The organism is Halarchaeum sp. CBA1220 (genome assembly GCF_003721175.2).
Lineage (GTDB): Archaea > Halobacteriota > Halobacteria > Halobacteriales > Halobacteriaceae > Halarchaeum > Halarchaeum grantii.
This window is the reverse complement of the sequence record NZ_CP054708.1, coordinates 423,013-436,558: the sequence shown is the minus strand read 5'-3', so window position 1 is coordinate 436,558 and position 13,546 is coordinate 423,013. Positions and strand designations below refer to the sequence as shown.

11 protein-coding genes and 2 CRISPR repeat arrays are annotated in these 13,546 nt (G+C 61.1%); of the genes, 2 read left to right on the top strand and 9 right to left on the bottom strand.

Features of this window, described 5'->3' with window-relative positions; translation table 11 throughout:
- Positions 1-65: 65 nt before the first annotated feature.
- From EFA46_RS12570 to EFA46_RS12550, 5 genes are all read right to left on the bottom strand, one after another.
- Positions 66-248 carry a hypothetical protein gene (locus EFA46_RS12570; protein WP_123077975.1) on the bottom strand — a complete coding sequence of 61 codons (183 nt, stop codon included), beginning with the start codon at positions 246-248 and terminating at the stop codon, positions 66-68.
- A 675-nt stretch (positions 249-923) separates the two neighbouring features.
- Complete coding sequence (locus tag EFA46_RS12565) at positions 924-1,940, bottom strand: hypothetical protein (RefSeq protein ID WP_148040701.1); 1,017 nt, start codon at positions 1,938-1,940, stop codon at positions 924-926.
- A gap of 238 nt (positions 1,941-2,178) precedes the next feature.
- Positions 2,179-2,571 (bottom strand): putative zinc-binding protein, encoded by a 393-nt coding sequence (locus EFA46_RS12560; RefSeq protein WP_123077971.1) that lies wholly within the window; start codon positions 2,569-2,571, stop codon positions 2,179-2,181.
- Positions 2,572-2,691: 120 nt separating this feature from the next.
- Positions 2,692-2,901, bottom strand: a complete 210-nt coding sequence (locus EFA46_RS12555; protein ID WP_255494106.1) for a DUF4260 family protein — start codon at positions 2,899-2,901, stop codon at positions 2,692-2,694.
- 226 nt (positions 2,902-3,127) lie between these two features.
- On the bottom strand, positions 3,128-4,471 hold the full coding sequence (locus EFA46_RS12550) for a hemolysin family protein (RefSeq protein WP_123077967.1): 1,344 nt from the start codon (positions 4,469-4,471) through the stop codon (positions 3,128-3,130).
- Between the two features lie 221 nt (positions 4,472-4,692).
- Between EFA46_RS12550 and EFA46_RS12545 the strand changes: the two genes are divergently transcribed.
- A complete protein-coding gene (locus tag EFA46_RS12545) occupies positions 4,693-5,961 on the top strand; it encodes a sodium:calcium antiporter (RefSeq protein WP_123077965.1) in 1,269 nt (422 codons plus the stop codon).
- 302 nt (positions 5,962-6,263) lie between these two features.
- Complete coding sequence (locus EFA46_RS12540) at positions 6,264-6,557, top strand: hypothetical protein (RefSeq protein WP_123077963.1); 294 nt, start codon at positions 6,264-6,266, stop codon at positions 6,555-6,557.
- A 116-nt stretch (positions 6,558-6,673) separates the two neighbouring features.
- Positions 6,674-9,388: a CRISPR direct-repeat array (repeat unit 37 nt; unit sequence GTTTCAATCCCGTTCTGGGTTTCTACCGCATTGCGAC).
- Positions 9,389-9,467: 79 nt separating this feature from the next.
- Positions 9,468-9,793: a CRISPR direct-repeat array (repeat unit 37 nt; unit sequence GTTTCAATCCCGTTCTGGGTTTCTACCGCATTGCGAC).
- Between the two features lie 115 nt (positions 9,794-9,908).
- On the opposite strand, the gene cas2 is transcribed toward EFA46_RS12540, so the two are convergent.
- Genes cas2 through cas3 form a run of 4 tightly spaced genes read right to left on the bottom strand, consistent with a single transcriptional unit; the run spans position 9,909 to position 13,457 of the window.
- Positions 9,909-10,181 carry a CRISPR-associated endonuclease Cas2 gene (gene cas2, locus EFA46_RS12535; protein WP_123077961.1) on the bottom strand — a complete coding sequence of 91 codons (273 nt, stop codon included), beginning with the start codon at positions 10,179-10,181 and terminating at the stop codon, positions 9,909-9,911.
- Positions 10,178-11,173 carry a CRISPR-associated endonuclease Cas1 gene (gene cas1, locus EFA46_RS12530; RefSeq protein WP_123077959.1) on the bottom strand — a complete coding sequence of 332 codons (996 nt, stop codon included), beginning with the start codon at positions 11,171-11,173 and terminating at the stop codon, positions 10,178-10,180. Before cas1 ends, cas2 begins: the two co-directional genes overlap by 4 nt.
- Positions 11,170-11,760 (bottom strand): CRISPR-associated protein Cas4, encoded by a 591-nt coding sequence (gene cas4, locus EFA46_RS12525; RefSeq protein ID WP_123077957.1) that lies wholly within the window; start codon positions 11,758-11,760, stop codon positions 11,170-11,172. The genes cas1 and cas4 overlap by 4 nt, the downstream gene beginning before the upstream one ends.
- Complete coding sequence (gene cas3, locus EFA46_RS12520; RefSeq protein WP_255494105.1) at positions 11,757-13,457, bottom strand: type I-D CRISPR-associated helicase Cas3'; 1,701 nt, start codon at positions 13,455-13,457, stop codon at positions 11,757-11,759. The genes cas4 and cas3 overlap by 4 nt, the downstream gene beginning before the upstream one ends.
- Between the last annotated feature and the right edge of the window lie 89 nt (positions 13,458-13,546).

Here is a 13,546-nt window from a genome sequence, read left to right as displayed (position 1 = left end):
GTGCATCTCGCGGGTCGTGCACGCACCTCCGCCGGCGACGAGCCACTCGACCGTGATGTACGGCCTCAGGCGGATACCTGCTTCAAAATCTGCGGCGTGACGAGCAAGTCCAGCACCGCAATGGCGTAGGCGATGAGTTGTGTCGTGCCGTCGAGAAAGCTATACGCGACGAACGCGATCACGAGTGCGCCACTCAGACCGATCGCGTACCTGATTGCGGGGTTCGTGAATGGGTTCTGTTGGGCCACAGATACCGCTCTAGCTCGGGGGATTGTCAATCCTGAGCTTGTGGCGACTGGAGGCGCCCTGGCTGGAGCTTTACGACCGAAGTTGTAGGTCACCGACTGGCACGGCCACCGTAACCCGCTTCTCTTTTCGGTATCGCGTTTCCCCCGAGATAGGGCGTACTTTCTACCTCGTTTCAGGGCGACGTGATCCCCGAGTGTCTCCTCCCCGAACACACGTCGCTCACCCGCTACTGTCGCTGAGCGCGCTGTCCAGGCGCCCCGTCCGCTCCCCATCCCGCGCACTCCTCCGGGAGCCGTCCAGCGCGGTTCGTACACTCGACGGTGGCCCGAACCACGGAGATCTTCATAATCGGCCCGAATCCCCGCAAGGAGTCCTGTGTGGCCCATGTGTCGCTCAGTATGAACCCGATACGCGGCGTCACCGAAAAACCGGATCGGAGCTTCGACGCCGGTTCCCGGTTTCTCTGCGGCGTTCGACGACTCGACGCCGAGAGATACATCCCTCATCCGAGACGAAACCGATAGACGGCGGCCGATTATGAACGCATCTCGAACGCTCACCTCTTGGTTGCGACGCCGTCGCGAACGCCCGAATCGACGCCCTGCCCCTCGAAAGCCACGGACGTCGCGAAAAAGCCGACGTTGGCCCGGCACATTCGGTCGACTGCCCGATGGCTACTTGGTCAAGACGTAGGTGTCGAGCAGAGTGAACGCGATCGGGAGGAGCACGGAGGACGCCAGCCGGGTGAGAATGGAGATGGAGAGGGGGTAGAGGTTCACCGACTGGTACTCGTGGAAATCGTCACGGAGTGTCCGGATTTTGAGCTGCGTCTCGAGCTCGGATAACTCGCCACCCGCAGAGTCCACGGCGGACTGGTTTCTGAGTGTCTGGATTTTCTCCCGCTTCTCCTGCAGGATCCGGTCGCGGACCTCCTGCGCCCGCCGGTTCACGTAGAGCGTCGGATAGACGAACAAGAGCACGATCACCCCGATGTAGGCGACGACCGCGACGTAGACGAGCAATTGGTAGCCGCCGCGAGCCGCGAGCGCGAATGCGAACGGCAGTGCGAGTGAGCCGATCGAGACCAAGAGCGTCGCGCGGATGGAGAAGTACCCGATCGTACTCAGCCCGCCGAGGCCGTCGTGATGGAGCGGATCGATCGTCAGCTTGAGGTCCCCCACAGCGCGGACACAGAGGATCGTCGTCAGCGCACCGTGGAGGCCGATTCCGGTGATGACCGACCACCACGCCGCGAAAATCAAGTAGATGAGCAACGCCGGATCCAGAAGCCCGCTCACGCCGATGGACTGGAAGAAGTCGATATTCGCGATCACGACACTCTCGATGAGGAGTAGCCAGGGGACGATCAGATACCCGGAGCGGGTCGCGAAGAACCGCTCGTACTCGTTGGTGGTCGTGATGAGCGCGTCGTTGTCCACGACAACGTCTTCGACTTCGGTAATGAACGTCGGAAATATGTGCTCGTCGTAGTGCCAGATGAGAACTGGCCCAATGGCCGCGATCGTCGCGACGAGCGTTTGCATCACGAGTACCTGGAGGCTGTGTGACCCATTTGCCAAAATAAAGAACAGAGCCATCAGGAGATAGGGAATGAGGCCGATGGTCAGGAGTGCAGAGAGCGGTGTGCTGAAGGGAAGCCTCGATCCGGCAGCTTCGACGAGGGTTGTCATCCAAATCGAGTGACCAGCGTACTCCTTGTGATCTGTCATGTGTGGCGTGACTGTATGGTTGAGAGACCCACCGCATAATAGTTTGCAGCCACCGCACGTCGGAGCGGAGCAGCCAGTACTGGCCACGAGACCCCATCGTGTCGAACTGAACCACACGACTTCACTGAACGAGCGGGTGTGCTGAACCGCGTGATCGCTGTCGCGCTTTAGCGCCCCTGCTGAACGCGGGGTGACATGATCAGGTGCTCGTCGTCGCGGTCGCTTCGAGTTCTTCGAGTTCGGTTCGGAGGTCCTCGAACAGCTCCTCGGCCTGATCGTCGTCGTAGTCGGTGTGATACTCCTTCGGGACTCCCTGCTTGGCGAGGTTGACGTGGCGGTCCGGCGTCACGTCGTGGTTTTCGAGGCTCTTTCGGGCACATTCGAGCGGGCAGCCGTCGATGACGAGCATCGGTCGGCCCGACGTGGCCGTGTCGACCAGCGGCCCGACGCCACCGCCGACGCCGGCGATACAGGACATCTCCGCGTGGCGCTCCCGGTCGAGTCTGATCGCGAGGTCGTTGGCCATCTGGGCCGCGCTCGAACACCCTGAACAGGAGTAAACCAGCGGCAGGTCGTCGTACTCGTTCGACATCACCTCGGCGTTCCGTGGCAGCCAACGAGAGGGTTGTCCCGAATCCGTTCGCCTCCGACCACACCGGCGACAGTGACTCCGCTCGTCGCCCCCTCTCCTCTGTGTAGCGGCGTCGCGCCGTCACCGGTCGGACTCGGTGAACGCGTCGACTGGCGTCGGTTGGGTGGCTGGATGTGTCTCCGTGAACCCGGATTCGAACTTGAAGCCGTCTCCGAAGAACCGGTCCCCTCCGATATGCCCCGCCCAAATCAGCGCAACGAGCCGACCGAGGCGGCTGTCAGCCCGGGACCCGAAGCCACCGAGCGCAAGCGGTAGCGTGTACGTATGCACACCTATCTAACCGCTGTTACGGCGGATAGGCGTTGGAACGAAGTCGGCGACGAGACTGCGGCGCTGCCGGAAGCGAAGGCAGGCGTCCAAGCGGGCGACGCCAAGACCGATTCCGAGACCGACGGCCCCCACTCGCGGATGCCCACTGAGTGCCACGGGGGAGCTCCATCAGAGGCCAGCTCTGTTGTCTGGTGCGTCGGTGGTGCCGGCGAGTGTGGGGGTGTACTTATTCCTCAGCAGAGCTCTGCTGAGACCGTTCTGCGGGCTGGATCACGAGTCGCTCGATTCGCGTGTTGTCGATGGCGTCGACGCGAAGGACGTATCCACTCTGCGTGATCTCGTCAGCGACCTCGGGTTCTCGCCCGAGTCGACTGAAGACGAACCCACCGATTGTCTCGACGTCTTCGACCTCGAACTCGACACCGAGCCGCTCGTTCACCTCTCGAACTGGGACGCCGCCGTCGACGACGTACGTCCCGTCGTCTCGTTCCTCGACGGTGGGGCCTTGCGGTGCCGTGTCGAACTCGTCTCGAATATCGCCGACGATCTCTTCGAGAATGTCCTCGATCGTGACGATCCCCTCGAAGACACCCCATTCATCGATGACGACCGCGATCTGACCGCCACCGTGGGTCTGGAACTCGGCGAGAATCGCGTCGATCCGGCGCGTTTCCGGGACGACAAGGATGTCTCGTGCGAGGTCACCTGCGGTGATCGAGCCGTCGCGATCAGTCTCGGTTTCACTCGCCTTCAGAACGTCCTTCGCGTGGACGAATCCGACCGGTTGCTCCCCGTCTTCGTCGAGCACGATATATCGCGTGTAGGTTCCGCTGGCAGCAACAGACCGGAGCTCCGAGAGGGTCATCGTCGCGGAGACGGTCTCCACGTCGGGACGGGGAACCATGATTTCGCGGGCGATCGTATCGCCGAGTTCGAAGACGCTCTCGATCATCTCGACCTCGTCGAGATCGATCTCTCCGGTCTCCTCGGAGCGGCTGAGGATCATGAGAATCTCTTCCTCGGAGTGTGTCTCTTCACCCTCCGACGCTGGGGAGACCCCGAACAAGCTCGTGAAGTAGTTGGCAGTGCCGTTGAAGACGATGATACCCGGCATGAAGAGGTAATAGAAGAACTTCATGAGCGGAGCAACGAGCAACGCCACTCGTTCGGCCTCCTGGATGGCGAACGTCTTCGGCGCGAGCTCACCGAAGACGACGTGGAGGAACGTGATGAGGCCGAATCCCAGCGCGAACGCGACGAGATGAATCGTTCCCGCAGGCAGCAGTTCACCGAGAATCGGTTCGATGAGTGCGGCCACGGCCGGTTCGCCGATCCACCCGAGGCCGAGTGAGGAGAGCGTGATCCCGAGTTGACTGACGGCGAGGTATCCATCCAGGCTTTCGATGGCGTCCTGTACCAGCCCTGCGCCGGGCTTCCCTTGCTCGACGAGTGAGTTCACCCGCGTCGGGCGGAGTTTCACGAATGCGAACTCAGCGGCGACGAAGACCCCGTTCATGATAACGAGGAAGAGAGCGAGAAGCAACCCACCGACGGAGAGCAGATCGACCATACACGCTCATAGCGGGTGCGGGCCTTGTAAGGGGCGGTACTGTCGACGCGGAGCCGACGGCTCGTCACGCGGCTGTCAGCCCAGTACCCTCGGAAGAACGCGATGCCGAGCGGGGTGACGCTGGCGACGATGCGACATCGGGAGCGACGGCGTCGACTGTCACCTGACTACATCTAGTGTAGCCCGAACGGATAACTTACTCTGTCGTATTGGGGCCGAATATGACACGCCGACTACGGCATCCGCTCGTGGCGTTCGCGGCCGTCATCGCCCTCACGATTCCGTGGTTGCTGCTTCGGGGACTGGGAGTCGTCCCGAGGCTCCCTGTTTCTGCTGTCATTCTGGTGAGTGGTGTTGCCGTTATCGGGGCGGCGTTCGTGTTGACGTGGGCCGCGGAAACTGCTGAAGTAGACGTTCCACGGTCGTTCGCGCTGGCAGTTCTGGCCATCATCGCGGTCGCGCCCGAGTACGCCGTCGACGCGCTCTACGCGTGGGAGGCGGGGGCCTTTGCTGGGCTGCCGCGGGGCGTCGAGGCGGCCAATCTCGCCGTTGCGAACATGACCGGCGCGAACCGGATTCTCGTCGGCCTCGGCTGGTCGATCATCGCACTCTACGCTATCTATTGCGCCCGGACGACGAACGACGAGGCGGTGGCTCGACGCGACGGCTTTCTCGCCGATTCCGTTCAACTCGAACCGCGTATCAGCGTCGAGATCCTGTTCCTCACTGCGGCGACCGTGTACGCGCTGTTCATCCCCTTCTTGGGCGGCATCGATGCGCTCGATGCGATTATCTTGGTCGGACTGTACGCCGCGTACATCGTCGTCATCCTTCGGGGTGAGACGACACACGAACCGCAGCTCGGTGTCCCGGGGTATCTCCAGACGCAATCGCGACGCCGTCGAATCGGAGCCGTGTTGGTGATGTTCACCTACTCCCTGTTCGTCATTCTCTACGCGGTCAAGCCGTTCGCGAACGGATTGGAGACGCTCGGTCCACGACTCGGGCTGTCGTCGTTCTTCATGATTCAGTGGGTCGCACCGTTCGCCAGCGAGAGTCCGGAGTTCATCGCCACCGCATATCTGGTGCGGAAACTCCGAACGACGTCGGCGTTCAACGCCCTCATCTCCTCGAAGCTGAACCAGTGGACGCTCCTCATCGGGACGCTCGTCGTCGTCTACAGTCTCTCACTCGGCCAGTACGGCGTTCTCCAGTTCAGCCAGAAACAGGCGGGTGAGATCTGGCTGACGGCGGCGCAGAGTTTCTTCGCCGTGACACTCCTCGTCAACTTCGAGATCAGCATTCGGGAGGCCGTCGCCCTGCTCGGGCTGTTCGCGCTCCAGTTCCTCCCGTTCTTTCAGACCTTCGACGGACTCATGCTATTCAGCGGGCTCTATCTCGTACTCGGAGTCGCGCTTCTCGTCTGGCGGCGTGACGACATACCCACTGTATTCGCGCGCGCTCGTGAACACGCCAGCAAACAACCATAGGAGACGAGTGATGCTGGCGTGCGAAGCCGTTCGTTTGGAGGCTGAAGTCGTGCGACCGACGGCATTTTTCGCCCCTCGACGGGTTCGGGGCGCCTGAGTGCCCCGCGAACCGTGGCGACCAGCGACGTCTACGAAGACGGCTTCGACGGGGATCAGGGCTCGATCAGCGGGCGCCGTCCGGAGTGCGAGGGGCGCGTGCCTGCGGACGGCGGGAGTTCGTCTGTATAGCGTGGGGGCCCGTCCTCGATGAGGGTCCGGCAGTCACACACGGCTCGCACTCGGACGTTGCACTCGGCCATCGCGTGCTCAACCGCGACCTCGACGCCCACGTCGTCCGCGTCGGCGACCATCTCACCCCTGTGGCGTTCCGAAGCGCGGCCTCCCGGCGGGTCCGCGAGCGCACTACTGTACACCTTGACGCTGCCGAGTGTGCGGGCGTGACGAACGGCACGTATTCGGGTGGTGTCCCGACCGCGTGCCTCTCTCTCATTGAGGCCGCCGAGGTAGGCCTGACGTGGGCGGCGCCCACGGACGCTGCGGACGTCGCGGCGGCGACCGTCTTGAGCCGGATCGCGGACCTCCATAGTACCGATTGAGCACTCGAAGCGTGGGGCGTCAAACACCTAACGAGTCTTTCATCTTCTCCTAACGTAAGGGAGGAACCAGCTGGCTTTGCCCCTCTGTAGAGAGAATAGACACCACGTTTCATCTGGTCCTCAACCCGTTCTGGGTTTCTACCGCATTGCGACCACTGGGAGTGCGCGGAGGCCGCCGACGCACGCTACGTTTCAATCCCGTTCTGGGTTTCTACCGCATTGCGACGTCTCCGACTTCCACGGCGACGCGGTGGTGTTCGAGTTTCAATCCCGTCTGGGTTTCTACCGCATTGCGACCGGCCCACCATCCGATGTCACGACGACAGCAACCATGTTTCAATCCCGTTCTGGGTTTCTACCGCATTGCGACACAGCAGATCCACCAAGACATCCTCGACAAGATGTTTCAATCCCGTTCTGGGTTTCTACCGCATTGCGACCTCCGTCGGCCACCACTTCGACGCCGACGTCTGGTTTCAATCCCGTTCTGGGTTTCTACCGCATTGCGACGCACCCGGCCGCCGCGACACCACCGGCGACCTCGTGTTTCAATCCCGTTCTGGGTTTCTACCGCATTGCGACGCGCTCCGTCGGCCACCACTTCGACGCCGACGTCTGGTTTCAATCCCGTTCTGGGTTTCTACCGCATTGCGACACACGCGGCGTTGTTCCCTCTGGATCATGGATCGTGTTTCAATCCCGTTCTGGGTTTCTACCGCATTGCGACCCCGCTCCGCCCCGCTACCGCCGATTCCTCTTACCAGTTTCAATCCCGTTCTGGGTTTCTACCGCATTGCGACATCGCGACGGCGCCGTCAACAGCGCGAGGACGAACGTTTCAATCCCGTTCTGGGTTTCTACCGCATTGCGACCGACAACGACAACGCGACGGACGTCGGTCATGCGTCGTTTCAATCCCGTTCTGGGTTTCTACCGCATTGCGACAATACTGCCGCGCGTGAGCCCGAGGATGTCCGCGTTTCAATCCCGTTCTGGGTTTCTACCGCATTGCGACACGACGAGCACGATCTTCGCGAGGAGGCTCACAGGCAGTTTCAATCCCGTTCTGGGTTTCTACCGCATTGCGACGCGCGTCGAGCGCGACGACGCCGACGCCGTCCTCAACGTTTCAATCCCGTTCTGGGTTTCTACCGCATTGCGACACCTCCTCGGTGTCGAGACAGGCGACTACGTCCGTTTGTTTCAATCCCGTTCTGGGTTTCTACCGCATTGCGACCGCATGGGGCTCGACTGGGACGCCGTCGACGCGTTTCAATCCCGTTCTGGGTTTCTACCGCATTGCGACAGGCCGGAGACGCCCGGAACCAAGCTACCCATCACGGTTTCAATCCCGTTCTGGGTTTCTACCGCATTGCGACTTGGGAGCTGGGTCGGCGAGCGCATCCTCCGAGGAGAGTTTCAATCCCGTTCTGGGTTTCTACCGCATTGCGACGCCCGGCGAGTCACAACTCCTCGTCGCGGCACACGAGTTTCAATCCCGTTCTGGGTTTCTACCGCATTGCGACCCGCCACAGGTGCGCCCTCGAGAACGCTCTCGAACTGTTTCAATCCCGTTCTGGGTTTCTACCGCATTGCGACCCCCGACAAACAGATATGACGCTAATCGGCATCGGGTTTCAATCCCGTTCTGGGTTTCTACCGCATTGCGACTCGCGGAGGCTGATGCCTGATGGTCGAAGTCACGCTGTTTCAATCCCGTTCTGGGTTTCTACCGCATTGCGACCCGGCTCCTCGAAGAGCTACGTCGCGACGACTACGTGTTTCAATCCCGTTCTGGGTTTCTACCGCATTGCGACACATCGCGCGCCCCGGCCAGGAGTCCTACGGCCGGTTTCAATCCCGTTCTGGGTTTCTACCGCATTGCGACGGGGGTAACAGCACGGCCGCCGACTCTTCGCCCACCACGTTTCAATCCCGTTCTGGGTTTCTACCGCATTGCGACGGGGGTAACAGCACGGCCGCCGACTCTTCGCCCACCACGTTTCAATCCCGTTCTGGGTTTCTACCGCATTGCGACGTCCGCTTCATACACTCATAGAGTGCAGTGCAAGTTTCAATCCCGTTCTGGGTTTCTACCGCATTGCGACACAGCGTCTCGCTCGCCGGAGCGGGGCCGTGGCAACTGTTTCAATCCCGTTCTGGGTTTCTACCGCATTGCGACTCGTGATCCATGTCGACGCTCAAACCCGCCACCCGGTTTCAATCCCGTTCTGGGTTTCTACCGCATTGCGACCCTCCGGTATCGCCCCGGAACTGGTTGCCTGCCGTGTTTCAATCCCGTTCTGGGTTTCTACCGCATTGCGACAAGACGGCGATCACGCTCGGCACCGCAAAGGTCGAGTTTCAATCCCGTTCTGGGTTTCTACCGCATTGCGACGTGAGTCTCTCGACGAGGATCGGCCACTACAGCGGCGTTTCAATCCCGTTCTGGGTTTCTACCGCATTGCGACGTCGAGGTCACCGGCGCCTGGGGGCGGCTCGCGTTGTTTCAATCCCGTTCTGGGTTTCTACCGCATTGCGACTACAGCAGCTCGCCGCTGACCTTGGTGGCGTCCCGTTTCAATCCCGTTCTGGGTTTCTACCGCATTGCGACGACTCGGACGGCGGCCTCTACCCGTGCGAGGCAGGGTTTCAATCCCGTTCTGGGTTTCTACCGCATTGCGACTGCATACGTACGACAACACCGTCTATCGGACAGATGTTTCAATCCCGTTCTGGGTTTCTACCGCATTGCGACGACGCGGGCCGACGTCCCGTTCGGGTCCCGGAACGTGTTTCAATCCCGTTCTGGGTTTCTACCGCATTGCGACGCGGCGGGCGCGGCGCTCCGAGCGGCGTCTGACGCGCGCACAAGTCGGCGCATCCTCGTCGGGGAGGACGAGGTCGAGAGTTTCAATCCCGTTCTGGGTTTCTACCGCATTGCGACACGACGACCAGGCCGATGAGTAGCACGCCCGCCGAGTTTCAATCCCGTTCTGGGTTTCTACCGCATTGCGACGACGGCACGAGCTTCGCGAGCGCCTTCCGCGCGCCGTTTCAATCCCGTTCTGGGTTTCTACCGCATTGCGACACTCGGGCGTGCTCGACGCGCTCGAGAAGAGGAGGTTTCAATCCCGTTCTGGGTTTCTACCGCATTGCGACCGTCCGATCCGCTCCGCGAGGTTGCCGGGACCGTCGTGTTTCAATCCCGTTCTGGGTTTCTACCGCATTGCGACAGGGGGAATTTCCTCGCGCATAGCACCTATAGTTTTCTCTGCGATGGCGAGAGAGGAGTGGTCCTTCGTGGACCCCTGCTGTACACCGCCTTGAAAAAGGTCCACGAAGGGTGGTTTAGATGACGTTCGATTGTTCATCCGGCGGGTCCGATCCGAGGTCGGTCGTCGCGCCGAGGCAGGAGTCACAAAGCCGATAGATACGGACTCGGTCTCCGTTGGCGGGTTCGATGTGCGATTCGATTTTGTCCTCTATCTCGACACGTTCGGATTCCGAGACGTCGAGCTCGAATACACTGTACTGTTTCCACGCGCCGTAACTCTCGAGTGTTCGATAGACGCGTCGTCGGTTCGCGTCGTCGTGAACGTCGTACGTTACTGCGAGCCTCATCGGACGACCTCTAGTGCGTGATAGTCGTCCATCTCCCCGGTGATCGCTTTTCGGAGAAGGATCGCCTGCTGTCGGATGGCTTTGCGTCGCGTCACCTCGTACCCGAAGTGGGGATGAGTCAGTGTCTCGTCCATGTAGTCGTCGAACTTTCCGAGGTACGTCTGGAACGCGTCGTCCGTGAGTCGATTGTCGTCGCGGAACTCGCTGTGCGTGATCGCTCCCCGGTTCACGAGGCGCGTCACGAAGGAGTCACAGAACAGTGGTCGGAATTCCTCCTGCAGGTCGAGCGCGAGCGACGGGCGTCCGTGTCGGTCCGCGTGTAACACTCCGAGGAAGGGATCGAGGTTGTACGCGCGAAGCGCGCTCAACACCTCGTTCTTCATCATCACGTACGTCAGCGAGAGGAGCGAGTTGATGTGATCCTCGGGCGGGCGTTTCGTTCGCTTCTCGAACGTCCAGCCGTCCACGAGCGTCTCGTCGAGCCGAGCGAAGTATTGGCCCGCTGCCTCTCCTTCGATACCACGGAGGTCGTCCGCGTTCGTCGCGGTCGAGACGCGTTCACCGAGATCGGCGAGGACGTCGGTCCCTGTGACGCCCTTGCGAGAGAGGAGGGTGCGCGCGTTCCGAATCTTCGCGGCGATCATCGCCTTCGCGATGCCGAGCTCGGTCTCGTCGTCGAGCGCGTACTGTGCACGGCGGACCTCCGCAATCGTGTTCCGCTCCGGGACGAAACTCCCGCGATACTTCCCGTTGTGCGTGAAGTAGTTCAGGACGATTCCGTGCTCGTTCGCCTCTGCGACGAACGGCGTCGAGAAGTTCACCCCGCCGAAGACGTTGATCGTCTCAAGCTTCTTCACGGGGAACCTCGCGAGTTCTCCATCGTCGCCCTCAACGTCGTAGACGACGATCTGCCCGCCGTCCGTCCGGACTTGCGTTCCCTGCGTCGTGACGTAGACGACCGAGTCCTCGAACGTCCCTTGGCTGTCTTTCATACGTACTCCTCCCACTCTTTACTCGGCATACGGTCGGGTTCCAGCTGTAACGTCTCTTCGGGGAGACAGTACGACCGAACCGAGCAGGCGGTACACTTCTCAGGGTTATCGGTTATCGGTGGGACATCGTCCGGAGACATCGCGCGCATCTCCTTGATCCGGTCACGAACCGCATTGCGGAGGTCGTCGGTGATCCGTACGTGCATGCGCTGGTCAGTCTCGTAGAGGTAGATCGCACCCTCCCGAACCGGCTCTCCCAGATATGATTCCAATAGGAGACAGTACCCGGCGAGTTGGAGTTCATCGCTCCGGTAGTAGTCCCCTCCCTCTGCGCGTTTCCGTTCAATCGGGATCAGATCGTCGTGGAGTTCGAGGACGTCGATCTTCCCCTTGAGGCCGATGTCCTCGTCTTCGAGGTAGAGTTCGTCGACCCACCCGCCACGCTCTGATTTCGAGTTGTGAAGGGACGTCCCCTCGGTGCGCTCGTAGTTGGTTCCCTGCGTGTCGAAGAAGTGGAGGTACCAGTAGCGACGGGGGCAGTACCTGTACTGGTTCAGATCGGAGACGTTGATTAGCTCTTCGTTCATATTTGGCGGCGCTCGACGTCGACGGATGTGATTCCGTCCTGTTCCACGTACGCGACGTACTGGCCGTATCGGACCTCAATCGGCATCACCGCCTTTGGAAGCGAGAGGTCGGAGAAGAACTGTCGGAGCACGCCCTCGTCGACTTCCGTCTCGGCGAAATCGGCTTCTTCGATTTCCGGGTAGATCCACCGAGAGAACATCTTCTCGATTTCGCCGTTGGATCCGCTGTAGTCTCGCGGTCGATTCTCGTAGCCAGGGAATCGGGCGGTGATTGCGACCGGCTGTGTTGACTCCCGACGATCGACGACTAGTGTCCCGTCGGACTCTATGTCCCTAATATCGTAGTACCGGAGCGTCGTCAGGAGGTCGTACGACGTGAGCGCACGCCGATCGCCTCGCGGATACTTGATGCCGACGGGTAGCGAGCGACCGCGGAGGCTTTCGAGGGCCCCGAAGCAGTGTCGCGCGAAGTCGAGAATCTTCCGGGTGGCGCTGTTCTGCATAACCGGCGACCCGAACTCACCGGCGTCCTCCAAGGTAGAATCGACCGTACGGAAGAATGCACGCCACTTCCCGTACTCGGAGACAGACTCGAAATCCGCGAACAGTTCCGCTCCGAACCACTCGTCCTCAGTCATCCGCGAGTGGATCGCGTACGCCGCGCGCATCCCGACGAGGCTTCGGAGCGCCGCAATTTCCTCATCTCGGCTTCGATGCGTTCCGAGCGCGTCGTAGATTGACGCAGCGAAGTCGGGATACCGCGTCTCGTCCGGCCACGCCATATCTCCGAGTCCGAACACGTGGACAGTCGCCTCGTACTCACGGCCGGCGCGACCGAACCGTTGGAGGAACGCGCTCGGCGTCGGCGGTGTCTCCATGAACAGCGTCCGGATATCGTAATCTAGTCCGACTTCGCCTTTGCTCGTCGTGTTGAGGACGAAGAAGTCCTGGGACTCGAGGCTCGCGTCCGGGTCGTTTGTGTCGAACCCGTTGTCCTTCGCGACGTGTTCGAACACGTCGGGGAACTCCTCGGCGAGGTACGCGTGGAAGTCGTTACTCGCCGCGACGCTGTTGAACACGAGCGCGACTTGTGGCTCGCCGAAATCGTCGGCATCCTCGATGAGTTCGCGGAGACGCTCTGCGACCGTCTCGCGCTCTTCGTCGATCACTCGCCCTTCGTGTCTGTTCACGGTCACTGGACGGCGGAACTGATCGCCGTCCTGGACGTACTCCGCGGCGATATCTCGGACGGGAAGCGAGAGCTCATCCTGGACGAACCCGACGAACGACTCGTTCGGCGTCGCGGATGCGAGGAGGACGTTCGTTCCACGCCGGTTGTGCATGACGTGGGTCTGCAGGAGCAGCCCACTTGCGGCCAAGTCGTCGTAGAAGTGGAATTCATCGTAGACGACTGCGTCGAAGCGGTCGAAGAACTGCATCGGTTTCGTTGAGCCGTGGTACTGGTCTTGGATGATCGCCTGCAGGATGTCAGGATTTGTGACGACGACATCGTGACCCTCGTAGAAGTCGGTCAACTGCAGAAGGTCCTCGACGCGGTTATCCCCGTGTCCATCAAGCGTATCGCTGTTAAGGGGCTCCGCGCTGATGCCGTCCCACTCCCCGAATCGCTCGAGCTGTTGGTCCAAGAGCGCGTTCGTCGGGTAGACGACGAGTGACAGGTCGTTCTCCTCGATCACCTCGTAGAACGTCGCGGTCTTTCCCGCTCCAGTTGGTGCTCGGAGGACGGCAACCGGTTCCGCGTCGTCGTCGTGCGCCCACTCGGCGA